Source organism: Anaerobiospirillum thomasii (assembly GCF_900445255.1).
GTDB lineage: Bacteria > Pseudomonadota > Gammaproteobacteria > Enterobacterales > Succinivibrionaceae > Anaerobiospirillum_A > Anaerobiospirillum_A thomasii.
Map to the genome: position 1 here is coordinate 1,090,561 of NZ_UAPU01000007.1, position 18,390 is coordinate 1,108,950.

Genomic DNA, 18,390 nt, shown 5'->3' on the forward strand with positions numbered 1-18,390 from the left:
AATCTATGATCTTAATCAAAAATCTAAAAATCAATTCTCTTTATAATTAGCCAATTATTATTCAAGCGTGATCATTGCCATAATTTAAATTTGCATGCCAAATTCAAACATTACACTTTTACAGAAACTATCCTTTGCCTTAGCTGCTGTAGGCAAAGATGTAATGTACTGGATCTTTATCCTTATATATGTGGTCTATCTCAATCTTAACCGTATAGATCCGCTCTTTATTATTTTTTTATTTTTAACCTCAAGTCTGCTATCGACCGTTACCGACCCTATGATGGGTTTTATTGTCGATCAGACCAAATCCAAGTATGGCAGGTTCAGACCCTGGATTATGCTTGGCACCATAGCCAATTCCATAGCCACCATACTGCTCTTTACCTGGCCAAATCTTAGCGGCACCATGCTCTATATGTATATAGCTGCCGTCTATATGTTCTGGTTTATATCCTATACTATTATGGATATACCCTACTGGTCTTTGATTCCTGCCTTTGGTTCAAAGCGTAAAGACAGAGAGCAGATGTCAGCTATTGCACGTTTGGGTGCTCTTGTAGGCTCTCAGCTTGTGGTACTTTTTGGCTTTAAATTTGTCTCTTATATATCTGATGCCTTTACTTTAAATATAAAAAACTCATTTATTTATATAGCCTATGTAGGAGCCGCTCTCTTTATTGTCACACAGCTGTTTTTATGTCTTAACTTCAGACCGCGCTTTAACTATATAAGACGTCGCCCAATATCCTTTATATCGCTAAAGCACATCATAACCGACAATGATCAAATAAAGTTTCTTATTATCATAGGTGTTCTGATTCAGATCTGCTCTGGTATTGTTCTGTCAGTATCCATTCTTTATCTTATGGACAATGCCATTACCCATATCTCTGTCTTTATAATTACAGCCACAGTTGCTCAGCTTATAGTCTTTAGCTCATATACCCATCTTCTAACTAAATTTACAAGACATCAGCTTTTTGTCTCCTCTGCTGTTATTTTGGTAACAGCCTCAAGTGCTATGCTTGCCTACAGCTATCTGAATCTAAACTCACTTGTCCTAGCCGTATCCTTGTATGTACTGTGTGCCATCTCTTTATCTATTGCTACCATCTGCACTACAGTTATGACAGCTGACTGTGTTGATTATGGTGAGTTCAAGGTGGGACTTAGATCAGAGGCCGTAGTCTTTGCAAGTCAGACTATAGCCTCAAAGCTTGGAGCATTTTTTACGCTTATAGTTACAGGCTTTAACATACCTGCCATGTGCTATATGCAAAAGTACACCATGTTCTCCCATGATGATCCCATAAGCTTTATCACCATAGCAACCATTCCTGTTCTTACTCTGTTTACCCTGTATATTTATCTTAAGTTCTATAAATTAAACGGCCCATTTTTCAGCTCTATACTCGATGCGCTAGAGGAGCTGCGTCAGAGAAGTCAGATACAGACAAGCAACAAGCTTCTGCTGCGCTATGCTTTAAACAAAAGCGCTGTTATCTTAAATCTTGATGTTGATGATTTGACTGGCTGTATTAAAGCCTTAAGTTCCAAACTTACCGATATTGGCTATATACGTAATGAAGAGCTCTTTTTAGAGCAGATACATAAAAAGCTTATACAACATCCATGCGGTATTATAGAGGGCATTGCCATACCGCATTTATCCTCACCATGTATTACCCGTCCGGTGATTGCCTTTGCACGTACTGCAAGAGGTATAGAGTGTAATGCGCTTGATGGCAAGAAAAGCGATCTTATCTTTTTAATTGCCACTCCTAAAGATGGAGTAAGCCATTTAAATCTTTTAGGTCGCCTTTCACTTTTATTAAATGATACAATCTTTGTGGAAAAACTTCGCTGCTCTGTCAGCAATGATGATGTTATAGAAAATTTAGTTCGTGAAAGTGTTAAAATTCAAAAGAGAGATCTTTAACTATGTTTAAAAAAGTTCTTTATACCTTAACCTTATGTCTTTGTTCTTATCAAGCTATGGCTGACGATAAAATCAATGTTTGTGCTACATCTCAGATGTACAATGCCCTAAGTGCCATTGCCGCTGCAAGAGATGATATGAATACATACTTTGCATCTGGCACTGACCTTTATGCACAGATTTCAAATAACGACAGAAAGTGCAATATTCTTATAAGCTCTGATGAAAAACTGCCAATACAGTTAATCAGATCAAACAGAGCCGAGGCCGCCTCCATGTTGCCTTTAGTCAGAGCTCCTTTAGTGCTGTGGTCTAAAAACCCACGCCTGTTCAACAATGGCAGCACCAAGGCTATAAGCGACAGACAGCTTGAGTCTCTGGCCATTGCCAAGACAGAGCTTACTCCTGTTGGCTTTGCTACACATCAGATTGTCTCAAAGAGTGCTTTTCCTACCAATTACATAAAGGATAAGCTCTTTAGAGCCGAGCATGAGTATGAAGTATATTCCATGGTTGACAGTGAAAACGTACAGGCAGGCTTTGTAAGCAAACCTCTTGTAACCTCAAGAAACAGAATGGCCAATGGTTCATACTGGGTAGTACCTAAGGACTATCATGCTGATATTCTCTACTACATCACTATTGTAGATAAAGCAGAGAATACAGATAAGATTGTAGACTTATATAAGTTCCTTAAGGATGATAAGAGCGCTTTAGAGTCTTATGAGCTCTTTGGCTTTGAGAACCTCAACTCAGCTGAAAACAAAGGTCAGAGCGAGCTTAAAGGCTTTAAATAATAGATGATATAGCTCTATAGCAGTCAAAACGACAGTTACCTCCGTCAGTTGAGCTATAGGGCTCTATGCCATCGACACTGACTAATGATGCAGTCTTTGGCCTTTTTAAGACCACACGCCTTGTGGCAAGGGTCAAAGACTTTTTCAAAAATACCTCAACATCCTCATCAGCGCCAATCAGAGCCTTTAGAATCTGCATATCCTTTTTAACCATAGCGCTTTTTTTGCGCTCAGGAAACATTGGGTCATAATAGATAACCTCAGGTCTGTCTCCTGCATAGCCATCAATGGAGCCAAGATTATATAGCCTTGGCAGTGTGCCCATGCTTATCATAAAGCTCTCATCAGCCCTGGCTCTGTCAAGGGCATCGTGCAGCAGAGCATAAATGACAACATTGCGCTCAAACATAAGCACTCGTGAGCCAAACCTCTGCAACACCATACTGTCACGGCCAAGACCTGCTGTAGCATCAATGACTAAAGCCTTATCATCAAGACCTGTCATGACAGCTCTGACTAAAGGTTCTTTGTTTTTTGAGGTATGCTGCAGACGATAAAACATCTTATCCTTGGTAAAATCTATATACAAAGGCTTTATTTTATTGTTGTTTGTATAAGATAAAGATACCATGTCACCAAAGTGCAGAGTCAAATCCTCACCTGTGGCCATAGTTGTCTGATACCGCTCAAGCGTATCTTTTAATTTTAAATACAGTGTATAGGTTTTACTGTCTGTATCCACACTAATATCAAGCATGATTATCTCTGCCAAGAACACCAAGGATATAACTGTAGGCTTTGTCTATATCAGGTCTGACTCCACGCCAGATCTCAAAGCTTAAAGCTGCCTGACAGATAAGCATGCCAAGACCGTCATAGGTGGCCTTTACACCAAGCTCGTGAGCCTTTTTTGTAAAGACCGTCTCACCGCTTTTACTGTACATAAGATCATAGACACAAAAAGCTTTTTTTAAAATATCATCCTTAAGATCTGGCAGTACTCCCTGTAAAGATGATGAGCTGGCGTTGAGGATAAGATCATACTCCTTATCCTGCTCATTAATTCTCTCAAAGCTTATAGCTTTGAGGTTTTTAATATTCATGGACTCAACAAGATCCAATGTCTTTGCAAAGGTTCTTGATACTACAGTCACACTGTCAACTTCCATATCTGCTATAGGGGCTATAATGCCTCTTGTGGCACCTCCTGCTCCTATAATCAGCACCTTTTTGCCTTTAAACTCAATACCTTTGCGTTTTAAATCCAGAACCAGGCCGTCACCGTCTGTGTTGTCACCATAAAAGCAGTTGTAATCAAGTTTTTTTAAGGTATTTACCGCACCTGAAATCTCAGCTCTGTGCGAGAGCTGTGTGGCATATCTGTAGGCCTCCTGCTTAAAAGGCACAGTAATATTGCATCCAAGCCCCTCCTCAAAGAAAATATTGGCACTATCTTCAAAACTGCCCTCTACCAGCACTGTGCCATAATGCATCTGCTGCTGTGTATCTTTGGCAAAGAACTCATGAATTAAAGGAGATAGCGAGTGCTCTACAGGGTTGCCAAACACTGCATATTGAAAAGACATACTATTACCTGCCTATGGTCTTAAAATTCTTCCGCTTAGTGAGTCATGTATGGTGCTAGGTTTTTTGGCTCCTGCGCATGGCTCATCAAGAATATAATCAACAAGATCGCCAAAGGTATCATGCAATGCGCCTATATTATCAATAGGACTGCTGCCTGATATATTGGCCGAGGTGGATACTAAAGGGGATTGTGTATACTCACACAGTCTTTGCAGTATATTAAAAGGACTGACCCTTACTGCTATGGTTTTTCTGTTGCCGGTAAGATGCAGTGAAACTAGTGAGGTGCATGGTACTACCCAGGTATGGTGGCCTGGCCATGTACAGAGCATCTGCCTGAAGGTATCTGGTGCAATGGCACTTACATCTATATATTTACGTACCATCTCAAAACTTGAGCCAACCATAATCAGCCCCTTGTTGGGATCGCGTCTTTTAATATCGATGATACGTAAGATGGCATCATCATGATCTGCAGCGGCGCTTAAACCATATATGCCCTCGGTTGGACATACCACGACACCGCCACTGCGCAGTATGTCTGCGCAGCGTCTTATCTTCAGATCAATTGCATTATCTGACATTACAGTGCAGCCTGCAGATCCTTATCCTTTTGCATAACCTCAGCTGCTGCCTTCTGTCTGTCGGCAAGAACTAAAGCTTCAAGCTCCTTGTCAGATACAGCCATAATCTGAGCTGCAAGGTAGGCTGCATTCTTGGCACCGGCCTTACCTACAGCAACAGTGGCTACAGGTATGCCACCTGGCATCATGACTGTTGAGTACAGAGCATCAACACCGTTTAAAGGACCGCCGTCTACAGGAATACCAATAACAGGTCTTATAGTTCTTGCAGCTACTGCTCCGGCTAGGTGAGCGGCAAGACCTGCAGCACAGATAAAGACCTGACAGCCGCGTTCCTGAGCCTCGGTTACATATGAGGCTACAACATCAGGGGTACGGTGGGCAGAGGCTACTCTTACCTCGGTTTTGATATTAAAACCCTTTAAGATATCAATTGTATTTTTAACTAAAGGCAGATCTGAATCTGAACCCATAATAATTGCAACAAAACGCTCTGACATAAATATCACCTAAGAAAAAAATAAATAAAATTTTAACATATGCAAAAAGTATTCACTATATTGTGCTAAAACACTTCATCGTCAACCCTGCGCACCCGTCTTTTTCTGCGCGATGAGCACAGCTCATTGCCACAGACTTCCTTAACCCCGTTTTTGCCTGATTTTTCAAACATCAAAGGAAAGGAGCAAATCTTGCAGCTTTTAATTACAGGCCTGCCACCTAAAGAAAACTTGCACTCGGGGAAGTTATCACAGGCATAAAAGGCTCTGCCTCTGCTGTTGCGTCTTTTTACAATACTGCCCTTTTTACACACAGGACAGTCAATCTCCTCTTCCTTGTCATCGGCCACAATGTAATGACAGGCAGGATAGTCAGAGCAACCTATAAAAATACCAAAACGACCCTTTTTAACCTCAAGTGCACTGCCGCAGACAGGACATTTTTTCTCAACGCTCAAAAGTGTCTTTACTGCATGTCTTGCAACACCATAGGCTTTAAAATCGCATAAAGGGAAATTGGAGCAGCCTAAAAAATCGCCGCGGCTTGAATGACGCAGCATAAGCGTTCCTGAACATAAAGGGCAGTTATCTCCATCGTTTAAAGACAGCTCTGTCTCTTCTGAATTATCACTCATTTGTCATCTGTGCCTGAAACTGTTTGGACAATCATAAATATGACATTTTAAGCTTTTGCATGATAAAATTTAAGAAATATAAAATTAGAGGTACTAAATGGCAATATTAGATGTCGTGGTCTTTCCCGATGAGAGACTAAGAGTTAAGTGTAAGCAAGTTACTGAATTTAATGATGAGCTAAAAACTCTTGCTCAGGACATGTTCGATACCATGTATGATGACAATGGTCTTGGTCTTGCTGCTCCGCAGGTGGGAGACAGCAGGCGTATTGTGGTAATGGATGTACCAAAGGATGAAGATGGCGAACAGGGCCATAATCAGATAGTTATGGTCAATCCTCAAATCATAGAAAAAGAAGAGGAGATGGAATCATCAGAAGGCTGTCTGTCAGTACCAGAATACAATGCCTCCATTACCCGTTTTAACAGAGTTAAAGCCAAATACTTTGATCTTGACGGAGTGGAGCATACCATAGAGGCAGAAGGTCTGCATGCTGTATGTATACAGCATGAGCTTGACCATCTTGATGGCAAACTCTTTATAGATTACCTCTCTCCTTTAAAGCGCAATATTGTGCTTAGAAAATACAAGAAATTAAAGAAGTTTAAATCACAGTAATATGCTTGAGAATAAAAGAATTATTTTTGCAGGTACTCCTGAGTTTGCTGCAGTCCATCTACAGGCTCTGCTTGATAACAATATAAGACCTGTGGCTGTTTACACACAGCCAGACAGACCATCAGGACGTGGCAACAAACTGACCCCAACTCCAGTCAAGCAGCTTGCTCTTGAGCATGGCCTTGAGGTATATACCCCTGAAAACTTTAAAGATGAAGCCGATGTTGCAGCTTTTCAGGCTCACAAAGCCGATCTAGCCATTGTTGTGGCCTATGGTCTTTTGCTGCCGCAGAGTGTGCTTGATGCTCCTGTGCATGGCTGTGTCAATGTACACGGCTCACTGCTGCCATCACTGCGAGGTGCCGCCCCTATTCAGCGCTCCCTGTTAAATGGCGATGAATATGCAGGCGTTAGTCTCATGCGTATTGTCAAGGCTTTAGATGCTGGTCCTGTCTTTGTTAAAAAGCAGCTTAAAATACAAAGTGATGATACTTCACTATCATTGTTTGAAAAGCTTGCTCACCTTGGCGCCGCCACTCTTATTGAAAATCTTGATAAGCTGTGTGACGGTCTTATTGAGCCACTAAGTCAGGATGAGAGTCTTGTAACCTATGCTGCCAAACTGACCAAGGCTGAGGCACATATAGATTTTAATGATACAGCATCACAGATAGATCTTAAGGTAAGAGGCTTTATTCCATGGCCTGTAGCCTATACCAAACTTGCAGATATTGTATTTAAACTCTTTGAAGTACAGATAAGTGATATAAGATCACAAGGCGCCCCAGGCACCATACATGCTGTAGACAAGAGTGGAATTTTAGTCAATACACAGGACTTTTGTATAAGAATTATTACACTGCAGGCGCCGGGAAAAGGCCGCACCAATGCTGCTGACTATGCCAGAGGCAAGAGTGATCTTATAAAGGTTGGAGCACGTTTTGAGTAAGTTTTTTAAAAGATCTGAGAGTAAAAATAAAGTAACTGCCAAAACAGGCGCGCAGAGTCGTGCCTGTGCCGCTTTTATTGTTAATGCCATAGAAAACGGCCAGTCTTTTAATACGGCTTTTGCCCATTTCTGTATGAAGCTTGAGCTTGATGACAGAGATAAAGCCTTTGTCTCTGAAATTGTCTATGGCACACTGCGCCACAGAAGACTTTTAAATAAAAGTTTAGAGCCACTGCTTGAGCATAAGATTCAAAAGCGCCACAGCGTGGTAAAGAGTCTGCTTTTATGTGCCATGTATCAGCTTATTTTCATGCGCACTCCGCCACATGCTGTGGTCTCTGCCACAGTAAGTGCCTGCGCTTTATGTCAGGTACGCTCCTTTGTATCCATGGTCAATGCCATACTGCGCAGATTTTTACGTGAAGGCGGTGCACTGACTCACTCTTTGGATGATGCTGTTGAGTTTTCATTTCCTGACTGGCTATACAAACGCATAAGCGCAGACTATGGAGATAAAACCAAGGACATACTTATAAATTCAAATGAGCATGCGCCTTTATTTTTACGTGTTCTTACAGATAGAATCAGTCTTGAGGACTATCTAAAGGAACTTGACAGGCATGATATTGATTATGCACTAAATCGCTATAGCAGCTCATGCGTGGAGATTTTACAGCCATTGCCGCACGATGCCATACCTCTGTTTAAAGAAGGCATGGTAACTATTCAGGATCTCTCAGCACAGCTTGCCGCTCCGCTTTTAAATATAAGCGACAACCTTAAGGTTTTAGATACCTGTGCAGCTCCTGGCGGCAAAAGTGCCCATATTCTCTCCCTTGGTAAAAATATTAACCTTACAGCCATTGATATTGATGAGAGTCGCCTTAAGAGTACACAGCAGACTTTAGACAGATTAAAGCTCAAGGCTGAACTTAAGGTTATGGATGCCAAGGATTTAAGCTCCTTTGAGGATGAAAGCTTTGATCGTATCTTAGTTGATGCCCCATGTTCAGGCACTGGCGTTATACGCCGTCATCCTGATATCAAGTGGCTGCGCCGCGACAAGGATATTGAATCTTTATGTCAGATTCAAAAGGATATCCTAAACGAGGCCTTTAAGAAGCTCAAAACCGGCGGCATATTGCTCTATACCACCTGCTCTATATTAAAGTGTGAAAATGAAGAGCAGATTAAAGACTTTGTCAAAGGCCATGATAATGCCAGGTTTGTACCTGTGTCTTTTGATGATACAGAGTGCGACTATAAGCAGGTTCTGCCATCAGCTCATGGCGGAGATGGCTTTTTCTATGCCAGGGTAACCAAGATCTAAAGACAGGCTCTGTACTAAAGCAGAGCCTCTAAACAGGATCTTTTTAAACTGATTTTAAATGGAGGACGGCGCTTCCTCATCTGCCTTTGGGCAGAGGTTTGTGCGCATGATTATCTATGAATATCATCATTATAGGTGCAACCTCTGCAGGTATTGAACTTGCAGAATATCTTGTATCTGGCGGACATGCTGTAACACTGGTGGACAATCCATCTGAAACCATGGCACAGATAGGTAACCGTCTTGATCTGCGTGTGGTGCAGGGAGTGCCTTCATGGCCTTCTGTGCTGCGCAAGGCCGGCGCTGAAAATGCCGAGCTTTTAGTGGCCACCACTCCTGAAGATGAGATGAATATTGCAGCCTGCTCCATTGCCGCATCTTTATTCAGAGTGCCTCGTAAAATTGCAAGAATCAGATCTCCAGACTATCTGATTGAAGCGGATGAGATTTTCGGCTCACATGCCATACCTATTGATCATGTTATATCCCCAGAGCATATTACCTCAGAGCTTATACTGGATCTGCTGGAGCTGCCTGGCACCACAGCTGTAGGTTCATTCTGCGATGACAGAATTATTATTGCATCAGCAAGATGTGCCAAAGGTGGCAAGCTTATAGGTCATAGCATCAATAAAATCTATGAGCTTGAGAGTAAAGCCAAGATTATGGCAGTCTATAGAAACAATGAGCTTATCAAAGATTATGACAATGAGGTGCTGGCTCCTTCAGATATAGTCTTTTTCTGCTGTGAGCGTGTCAGAGCCATGTCACTGCTCTCTGCTCTTATTCCTCTTGAGCCTACAGGCAAGTACATTACCATTGCAGGTGGCTCGCATACAGCTGATGAACTGGCCCGCCTGCTCTCTAGCAAATATAAGGTAAAGCTTATTGAACCTGACATGCAGCGCTCATCAAAGACTGCTGACAAACTACATGACACCTCAGTTGAGGTCTATTGTGCCGACCCTACTAATCTTGATTTTATAGCAGAGGAGCATATAGATAAGTCAGACAGATTTATTGCAGCAGATCTTTCAGATGAAACCAATATCATCTCGGCTCTTATGCTCTCAAGACGCAACAAGGTCAAGACCATTGCTGTTATCAGAAATGAAAACTTCCATGAGCTGGCTAAAGGTCCTGGCCGTGAAATTGATATTATTATCTCACCACGCGAGGCTATTATTTCTGCAATTCTCTCCCATATAAGACAAGAGGGCGTGGAGCGCATGAGTCTGTTCAGACAGGGCAAATCTGAGGGTATTGAGCTTTTAATTCAGGGTAGCAAGGTTACCTCAAAAGTTGTAGGCAAAGGTGTCAATGATATCAATCTGCCTCCTGGCGTTACCCTGGGCCTGGTGCTTAGAAACAAGGTTGTCCATGTTGTAGATGACAACTACAGATTTGAAGATGGCGACAGAGTTGTGGCTTATCTGCATGATCATAAGCATATGCGACAGCTCGTTAAACTGATTCGACCAAGATCTTTCTGGATTCCAAAATGGTAGTAAGCTTAAAAACAGTAGCAAGACTGTTAGGTCCTGCTATTTTATTTACCGGAATTATTGCCATGATTCCTGCAACTGTTGCTGTAGTGAACAGTACACCAGGAGCTTTTGGCTTTTTTTCCGTTACAGGTCTTTCTGTAGCTATATTTTATCTGCTACGTATCTACTCACGAGGTCACAAGCTTACTATAACCCTGCGCGAAATGTTTTTATTTACAGCATCTTTATGGTTTTCAATAACCATGCTCTCGGCTATTCCATTCTGGATCATGCTAGATGATATAAGCTACTGTGAATCTCTCTTTGAGGCAGCCTCTGGCCTGTCAACCACAGGCGCCACTGCCATCAATCATCTTAATATCAGACCTCCTTCCATATTATTGTGGCGATCAATGCTGCAATATCTAGGAGGTCTGGGCTTCGTGGTTATTGCTGTTGCTGTACTGCCAAATGTAGCCTCTGGCGGTATGAACATATTTAAAACAGAATCAACATCTTTTGATATCAGTGCCAAGCTGACACCGCACATTAAAACCATGGCCTTTTATTTTCTGGCCCTGTATCTGTTTTTACTTATAGCATGCACTATATGCTATATGCTAGGCGGCCTTGACTTCTTTCTTGCTATAACCTCTGCCTTATCTACAGTATCTACAGGCGGCATGATGATTCTTGATGAATCTATGACTTTTATGCCACCTGCAGTGCACTATACTGCCATTGTCTTTATGATTATAGGATCTCTGCCTTTTCTTTTGATACTGGCAGCCATCTCTGGCAATTTATCCTTACTTTATAAAGATCAGCAGGTACGTGCCTTTATTAAAATAATAGCTGTCTGTACTGCCGTAGTCACAGCCACTTTATTCTTTCAAAACGATTATGATTTTGAAAAAGCCTTCAGAGTGGCTCTGTTTAATATTGTATCTGTAATCTCAACTTCAGGATTTGCTCTTGAGGATTTTGCCTCATGGAATGAAACAGCCTCCTTTGTCTTTTTCATTATTCTGGCAATAGGAGGCTGTTCAAGCTCCACCTCTGGCGGTATCAAAGTCTTCAGACTGGTGGTGGCCATGTCCATGTTCAAAGCTCAGCTCTTTAAAAGTCTGCACCCTCACAGTGTCAGCATGCCGCGCTTTAACTCAAACATTGTAGGTTCAGATACTCTGCGCTCTATAATCACCTACTTTGTGGCCTATATTCTGGCGTTGCTCATATCAAGCTTTGCAGCTACAAGCCTTGGCTTAACTCTCTCAGATAGCTTTTCTGCCTCAATGACCTGTCTGTCAAATGTAGGACCAGCTATGGGCCCAACTCTTACCCCTGCAGGTAATTTTGCAGGTCTTAGTGATCCTCTGTATCTTATCTTTGCCTTTGATATGATTTTAGGCCGTCTTGAGATTATTCCTGTAATTTTATGTATGACTTCAATCTTCTGGAGAAAATAGATTAGACAGTAAGCTCAATGGTATTACCCTCAATTATGGTGATGGCACTTTCATAGTAGCCATCACCTGTCACCCTAGGTCCTGAAATAACCTCAAAACCATCATCTTTAAGCCTCTTGGTCATCCTATCTACAGCATCTTGTGAGCCAAGAGCAAAAGCGATATGTGACAAAAAATGCTCTTGCTGCCTCAGGATCTTTTACATGCATAGCCACATGTTCAATATACATAGTACTTTAATCCCTGATATGATTATTCTGTCTGCCATTTAAAGCATCAGCTCTGAATTCCTGTCACTACCTTTTTACATATAGCAAAAGACACTTTGTTACAAGACAGGATAGTACTTAAAAAGATGATTATAGGTTTTGATATGGGCTTTTAAAGTGGGAATATCAGATAGGAGTTTAAAAACAGCAGATAGACTCTGCTGTTTTTAATAAATTAGAAGTAGAACCAGAAATCTACAATCAGAACCACAAGCCAGGCCACATTATGAATTGATACACCAAGCAGAGTGTATTTTAATTCCTTGGCAATCTTCTTTGAATCTGTTGCATACTTTAAAACGCGTGTAACAGAGGCAAGAAGAGGAAACAGTGAAATGGTCAGAATGGAAATCTGCCAGCCTTTGTGAGAGATATAGCAGCCTGCAAATGAAGTCAGAGCGGCGACTATAAAAAAGACTATATGACAATAGGCTGAAAACTTAGGACCAAGTCTTGAGGCTATCGTTCTTTTACCTGTGATCTTGTCTTCCTGAATATCGCGCATATTGGCAACATGCAACACCATAACAGAGCCCATGCCCACACTTACGGCTAAAAACCAGCTGTCAGGATATATTTCTATACCCCCACCGCTGATATTGGCAATCATAACCTGAGGGGCTATAACTGCGGCCAGACCAAAGAAGATAAAAACAGATACATCACCCAATGACTTATATCCATAGGCCATGCCCACAGTGTAGCCGATAGCAGCAACTATAGCTATCATGCCTATAAATAAAAAGACTGAAAGCATAGTTACATTATTGTACAGTGACATCATGGCACAGGCCGTTCCGGTTATACTTGCTAGTATAATGGTATAGGTCATGGCCTTTTTCAGGTCCATTAAAGATATGGCGCCTGTCATAACGCCACGAATAGGTCCCTGTCTTGTAGCTCTGTCTGCATTTTTATAGGCATCACCGTAATCGTTGGCCAGATTGGCTATAATCTGCAGTAGCACTCCTGTTATGATAATCAGCAGTGCGACAATAAGATTATATAAATTTACGGCACCATAATAGAAGCCAAGACCGCAGCCTACAGCACAGTTGGTAAGAGCCAGCAGCAGTGTGCGCGGACGTGCCTCAGAAATCCAATGCTTTAACATGTGCACCTCAATATTTTCAGATGCCATATTTTAAATATTTGTAGCAAAAATGTAAAATCTTGAGCTTTTTTATCTATATATCGTGCTGTCAGGAGTATTTTTCGCCGTTATAATCAGTCACTGACATTTTCGTCTGTAAAATGTTTACATTTGTACAGACTTAAAATGTGACTTTGCATATATTACTATATAAAAATAACTGTAAATAATTAGTATCTATATGCCTCTATGTTAGAATAATTCATTAATTTTCTTAGATTTTTAAGGCTTGTATGAAGTACAGAAAGCATATCAGATTTTTTTGTGTTTCTTTAGTTTTTGCACTTTCCTTTTTGTCTGTATGCTCATTGTTTCTATATAACAGGCATAAAAATACCGATTACGTTGAGACCTATCAAGCCGAGCTGTTAAATGTCATCAACTTTGCCTTCAGAGATCATGTGCAAAGCTGTGAAAAGAACTTCAATCTAACCCGTAGCACCTATAAAGATCTGCTAAAGGAGCAGGCCTTTGCCTTAAATGCCAATCTCAACAACATCATAACCTTGCAGCAGGAACAGAACAAAAGAGAAGAGGCAAATCAGGAGAACAGCGATCAGACTCAGAATGGAGCTGAGGAAAAAACAGCTGCAGATAATGACAAGCGCTTTATTGAAAATGATTCAAGACTCATATATAAGCTTAAGATCTTCCAGAAGAATCTCAATGCCATAGGCTATGATTTTTTAATTGCCAATGGCTCAAAGATTATTTTTGATCCATTAAACAAAAGTCTGACTAATGCCAAAACCTCAAAATTTAGCGATGAGAGCGACGTCAAGGACTACTATATACTCAATACCGATGACAAGCAGTTTCTGTCTGTTGTCTTTACCAACTCAAGTCAGTACAACTTTGTATTTATCAAAGATATAACCAATCTGGAAAAAGAGCTTATTACCGACAGAAAGCATATTACCTTTTTAAGAAATCTGTTCAATGAGCTCAAAGAGTCATCAGGCTTTGAATTTCTTGTTATAAATGCAAAAGACGGCAAAACCTTAACCTCAAGCAAGAACCTAAGTGAGGTTGAGCTTGATGAAAAGTACTTTACAGCTCTCAAGGATGGCTCTATCAACAATAGCTCCATCAATATTGCAGCTGAAAACTATCTTGCAACCTCAAGCAAACTTGATGGCAGAGACTATTATCTTGTCAGCCTGTGTGATGAGTCATATATATCATCATTGAGTTTTGACTATATATACTTTATTATCCCGCCGCTGGTGGCCTTTATAACATTCCTGCTAGTTCCTATCGTCAATACCGCTGTAAGTCTTGATATAAACAGGCATATAGAGAAATTCAACGATCATATTGCTTCTCTTAAAAAAAATTACAATGCCTATCATGACGGCTCATTGAACAATGATGTGGCACCTGAATTCAAACAGACAGCCATAACCATAGGCATGCTGCTCTCAGCCTTTGATCAGTACAAATCTAAAAAAGAGCTTGAGCACAGTGAAAAAATTGTTCTTGATAATAAAGATGAGTTTATAAAGCTTATTCAAAAGAACAATCTGCCAAATGAAAAGACCATTCCGTCATCAAAGTATATGGACATAAGCTCCTATCTTTTAAACGGCTGTAGCTCTACAAGTAATTTTTATAACACACTGCGTATTGATGAAAATAATCTCTCCTTTATCATAGGTAGCGTCAAGACCGAAGATGCCTATGTAAAGAGTTATGTCATGACTATGGTAAATACCATGGCCAAAGCTCTTTTATTAAACGGTATGCTGCCAAACAGGGTGCTTGGTTTTATAAACAATGAGCTTACAGCCAACAGTCAGGAGAACCTGCAGGTAAATCTGTATATAAGCATACTCAACGAAAAGACAGGTAATTATATCTGCGCCAATGCAGGTCATATAAATCCAGTCATCATCTCTAATGAACCTGCCACCCTGGCAACAGCAGATATAGATCCTGCTCTTGGCTCTCTTTATGATGTAGAGTACAAAGAGCAAAAAGGCAAACTGATTTACGGTCAGTGCATGATCTTTCTGTCAGAGAGTCTTATTACACAGACTGATGACAATAATACACAGTACGGCAGTGAGCGCCTGTACAGCAAAGCTATTGCCAGCTACACTGCAGACCCTTCACAGCTTCTGTACGATATTATTGTGGATCTGATGAAATTCAAAGGCTCTAAGGCTATTGAAAGCGACATAACCTTATTATCTGTACAAAGAAAAAATATAGAGTAGTAGACTGTCAGGTATTAGATAAAATACCTGGCATAATACCCATACCTCCTGCCATAATATCTAAGGCATAGATTTACCTTTAATAAATTTACAGTCTCTACCCTATAAACAAACTCAAAAATATAAAAGACAATAAGCCGACATCACTTAAAACCATGGTCTTACACCTTTAGGTGTCTGGGGTCTGGGGCGAAGCCCCAGAAAAAATATTTTTGATTGCGCCGCTGTCTATGCCAAATGAGTATAGGGGGGGGGTGAATCCACCCCCATCTGTCAGACGTACCTAATCTTCCGCCCCTTCAAAGGATAAAATCCATCAAATCTGCCATTGTTACCTCATAGCCTCATGAAACGCCAGATTGATGGGGGTTAAATCACCCCCACTCATCATTGGACTTATGTGGCATTTCAGTATGGCATTTCTGTTATCCTTTATTTTACTTAAGTAGTCATATTATTATCATTTTTTGAGGCTGATTTTGCATGTTTTTGATGCTAGATTTTGCATGTAACTGCTTGATATATAAGGAAATATATAGAAAAAATAAAGGGTTTTTACACCTGTTGTATGGTATAATTAGAGCATAGTTTTAAAGGGATTATGTCATGTCAAAAGCAGTAGAGCAAGAGCTCAAACTTCAGATACAACTTCTTCAAAAAGAGCTTGAAAAAACCAAGCAGAAAAATAAAGAGCAGGAGTTGCAGATCCAGCAGATGAATCAGGAATACCACATACTGAAAAATGACATTCCTAGATACCTAATGATTAACAGAGCCTCTGTCCACGCTCTTGTCAAGCAACTTGCTGTTGTTGCTCCTGCACATGTGTACGACAGAATCTGTGGTGTCAGCGATAACTCTGAGCTTTTAATTGAGCTTTTCCAAATCTTATGTGAGCTGGTGACAAGCAATGCAGAATTAAAAGAATTTTTATTTGCACATAAGTTCTTTGCTGTTCCTAAAATCAAACCAACTGCCTCCAGCTCTGCATCAGGAGATGATGTAAAAGCAAATGTGGCCTCTACAGGAGATATGCATGCCAATGCTGCCGATGGAGATGAGTATTCTGATTCATTACCTGCAAAAGAGCAGATACATGAGCAGGTTGAGTCTGAAAAGGCTAAAGGTCTTGCTATATCTAAAAAGATTATGGATACCAAAAACTCTATCGTTAATGGTATTAATAGATTTAATAAGCTTGTTAATAGCAATAATGAGCTTGCCTCTGCCATGTCCAGGGAGCATAAGACACCTTGCCCACCTGCAAGGAGTGGTAAGAGCAATGGCAAACAAAAGAGCAAAGCCAGCAACCTAAATACAGTTGAAGACAAGAGCGCAAAATCTGTTGAGGAGATTTTAAAAGATCGTATCTGTCCTAACTGTGGCTCGACCAATATTGAGGTTATCAATAAAGACGCCTCAGAGATTTTAGACAGTCTGGCCGCCACTGGTTTTGTAGATAAGAATAATGGTGTGTATAAGATAGTAACCCCTGTGGTGAAAGCTGAATGCAAGACCTGTGGCTTTATTGATACCATATACACAGGAGCACTGCCTTTGCTACCAGGTCGCTCTATTAGCATGAATGTAATAACTCTCATGGCCCTTATGATGTCTATGGGTTTTGCTGTCAACAGCTTTAAAAAGGCCTTTGTCAAAGGTATGCAGCTTGGAAACAGTACTTTATACTCCAGCCTTATTACATTCTCATATCTGCTCATTCCGCTTGAAAAGGCTATTACACAGGAGCTGTGCAAGTGTAATACTCTGCAATTTGATGAGACCAAGTTTACCCATGTTATAAAAGGTAAAGGCGCTACCACTGAATATGTGCCTATAGCCTGCAGCTCTCTACCTGATGCTCCACTTATTCTTTTTGGTCCGTCAGGTTCACGCTCTAAAACAAAGGATTTTATACAGCAGTTCATAGGTTGTGACTCTGCATTATCCGGCATTACTACAGATGCATTTGCCACATATGGTACATTTGCTCAGGATAACAATATCAGACATCAGTCCTGTCTTGGTCATCTTATGACCAAGATAAGACGCAGTATTGAGCTTTATTACAACACTGCTACATGTAAAGCTATTGATATTGACAGTGTCTTTGAAAATATAGAAAAGAATGGCTATGACCTGCAGGATGAAAACCAGGCTATGCTGGTACTGCACATTATTTATGGCAAACTCAAACAGGTGTTTGATGTAGAAAAATGTGCCTACAATGAATATATACAGACTAAAGATCAGGGCTCTGATTATTCCTCTATAAGACAGCGCTACCGTAATACATACAGTAAAGAGCTGATGCAGGATGTGAATACACTCTTTACCAGTCTTGCCACAGTCTATGCAGTAAAGAAAAAGAAACGCTATGAAAAGGCTCAGCGTATCAGCAATGTTTCTACACCTGTGGTGTATTTTATGAACAATGCCCAGGAGTTTAATGCTTTTATCGAGCATGGCATGCTTGATACTACAAGCATGGAGGCTGAGCATTGTGCTAAATCTGTAGCAGCAGCCCGTAATGCCAAACTCTTTATTCATTCCCATGACAGTGGTGTTGCTATCAGCAGAATACTCAGTTGTGTGCATACTATAAACCGCTGTGGTATATCTGATCCAATAAAATTTCTGCAGAATGTGGCATCTTATGTCATGATTCAGGGAGTTACTAAAGCTCGTGTAGCTGCATTTAATGCCAGAGAGCTTAAATCGAACCCGAAAAGCAATAGAGATGACTACAACAAACCTGAGCTCTATGCTGATATTGAGTTGCCAGCGCATCTGATACCGTGGCTGAGCCCTGAATGTGCAGCGCGCACATTTGAGCTTAAGACAGAATAG

General features: G+C 40.8%; 16 protein-coding genes. 9 read left to right on the forward strand and 7 right to left on the reverse strand.

Annotation, left to right across the window (positions count from 1 at the left end; genetic code table 11):
• Positions 1-94 precede the first annotated feature (94 nt).
• Both DRZ93_RS12030 and modA read left to right on the forward strand, forming a co-directional pair.
• Positions 95-1,942, forward strand: coding sequence for an MFS transporter (locus tag DRZ93_RS12030; RefSeq protein WP_113746681.1), 1,848 nt, complete (start codon positions 95-97; stop codon positions 1,940-1,942).
• 56 nt (positions 1,943-1,998) lie between these two features.
• Positions 1,999-2,739 carry a molybdate ABC transporter substrate-binding protein gene (modA, locus tag DRZ93_RS12035; protein ID WP_172458232.1) on the forward strand — a complete coding sequence of 247 codons (741 nt, stop codon included), beginning with the start codon at positions 1,999-2,001 and terminating at the stop codon, positions 2,737-2,739.
• Here the strand turns inward: modA and DRZ93_RS12040 are convergent.
• The 5 genes from DRZ93_RS12040 to DRZ93_RS12060 all read right to left on the reverse strand — a co-directional run bounded on the left by DRZ93_RS12040 (position 2,732) and on the right by DRZ93_RS12060 (position 6,045).
• The gene (locus tag DRZ93_RS12040) at positions 2,732-3,496 is read right to left on the reverse strand and encodes a class I SAM-dependent methyltransferase (RefSeq protein ID WP_113746683.1); all 765 of its coding nucleotides are present in this window, start codon (positions 3,494-3,496) and stop codon (positions 2,732-2,734) included. The genes modA and DRZ93_RS12040 overlap by 8 nt on opposite strands.
• Positions 3,489-4,325 carry a shikimate dehydrogenase gene (gene aroE, locus DRZ93_RS12045; RefSeq protein ID WP_113746684.1) on the reverse strand — a complete coding sequence of 279 codons (837 nt, stop codon included), beginning with the start codon at positions 4,323-4,325 and terminating at the stop codon, positions 3,489-3,491. Before aroE ends, DRZ93_RS12040 begins: the two co-directional genes overlap by 8 nt.
• Before the next feature lie 12 nt (positions 4,326-4,337).
• A complete protein-coding gene (locus DRZ93_RS12050; protein ID WP_113746685.1) occupies positions 4,338-4,910 on the reverse strand; it encodes an L-threonylcarbamoyladenylate synthase in 573 nt (190 codons plus the stop codon).
• A complete protein-coding gene (gene purE, locus DRZ93_RS12055) occupies positions 4,910-5,410 on the reverse strand; it encodes a 5-(carboxyamino)imidazole ribonucleotide mutase (RefSeq protein WP_113743405.1) in 501 nt (166 codons plus the stop codon). Before purE ends, DRZ93_RS12050 begins: the two co-directional genes overlap by 1 nt.
• 65 nt (positions 5,411-5,475) lie before the next feature.
• The gene (locus DRZ93_RS12060) at positions 5,476-6,045 is read right to left on the reverse strand and encodes a DNA topoisomerase family protein (RefSeq protein ID WP_113746686.1); all 570 of its coding nucleotides are present in this window, start codon (positions 6,043-6,045) and stop codon (positions 5,476-5,478) included.
• Positions 6,046-6,142: 97 nt separating this feature from the next.
• Between DRZ93_RS12060 and def the strand changes: the two genes are divergently transcribed.
• The 5 genes from def to DRZ93_RS12085 all read left to right on the forward strand — a co-directional run bounded on the left by def (position 6,143) and on the right by DRZ93_RS12085 (position 11,899).
• Positions 6,143-6,664, forward strand: coding sequence for a peptide deformylase (gene def / locus DRZ93_RS12065; protein ID WP_113743403.1), 522 nt, complete (start codon positions 6,143-6,145; stop codon positions 6,662-6,664).
• 1 nt (position 6,665) lies between these two features.
• Positions 6,666-7,613 (forward strand): methionyl-tRNA formyltransferase, encoded by a 948-nt coding sequence (fmt, locus tag DRZ93_RS12070; protein ID WP_113746687.1) that lies wholly within the window; start codon positions 6,666-6,668, stop codon positions 7,611-7,613.
• Entirely contained in the window at positions 7,606-8,943 is a 1,338-nt protein-coding gene (rsmB, locus tag DRZ93_RS12075; RefSeq protein WP_172458234.1) for a 16S rRNA (cytosine(967)-C(5))-methyltransferase RsmB, read from the forward strand. The genes fmt and rsmB overlap by 8 nt, the downstream gene beginning before the upstream one ends.
• A 116-nt stretch (positions 8,944-9,059) precedes the next feature.
• Complete coding sequence (gene trkA / locus DRZ93_RS12080) at positions 9,060-10,451, forward strand: Trk system potassium transporter TrkA (protein WP_113743400.1); 1,392 nt, start codon at positions 9,060-9,062, stop codon at positions 10,449-10,451.
• Positions 10,445-11,899, forward strand: coding sequence for a TrkH family potassium uptake protein (locus DRZ93_RS12085; RefSeq protein ID WP_113743399.1), 1,455 nt, complete (start codon positions 10,445-10,447; stop codon positions 11,897-11,899). Before trkA ends, DRZ93_RS12085 begins: the two co-directional genes overlap by 7 nt.
• A gap of 1 nt (position 11,900) precedes the next feature.
• Here the strand turns inward: DRZ93_RS12085 and DRZ93_RS12090 are convergent, their stop codons facing one another.
• The gene (locus DRZ93_RS12090) at positions 11,901-12,071 is read right to left on the reverse strand and encodes a VOC family protein (protein ID WP_218564289.1); all 171 of its coding nucleotides are present in this window, start codon (positions 12,069-12,071) and stop codon (positions 11,901-11,903) included.
• Between the two features lie 272 nt (positions 12,072-12,343).
• Positions 12,344-13,282 (reverse strand): 1,4-dihydroxy-2-naphthoate octaprenyltransferase, encoded by a 939-nt coding sequence (menA, locus tag DRZ93_RS12095; protein WP_172458237.1) that lies wholly within the window; start codon positions 13,280-13,282, stop codon positions 12,344-12,346.
• Between the two features lie 272 nt (positions 13,283-13,554).
• On the opposite strand from menA, the gene DRZ93_RS12100 reads away from it, so the two are divergent.
• Both DRZ93_RS12100 and DRZ93_RS12105 read left to right on the forward strand, forming a co-directional pair.
• Positions 13,555-15,540 carry a PP2C family protein-serine/threonine phosphatase gene (locus DRZ93_RS12100; RefSeq protein WP_113746689.1) on the forward strand — a complete coding sequence of 662 codons (1,986 nt, stop codon included), beginning with the start codon at positions 13,555-13,557 and terminating at the stop codon, positions 15,538-15,540.
• A gap of 606 nt (positions 15,541-16,146) precedes the next feature.
• Positions 16,147-18,390: an IS66 family transposase gene (locus DRZ93_RS12105; RefSeq protein ID WP_113746569.1), complete on the forward strand. Its 2,244-nt coding sequence runs from the start codon at positions 16,147-16,149 to the stop codon at positions 18,388-18,390.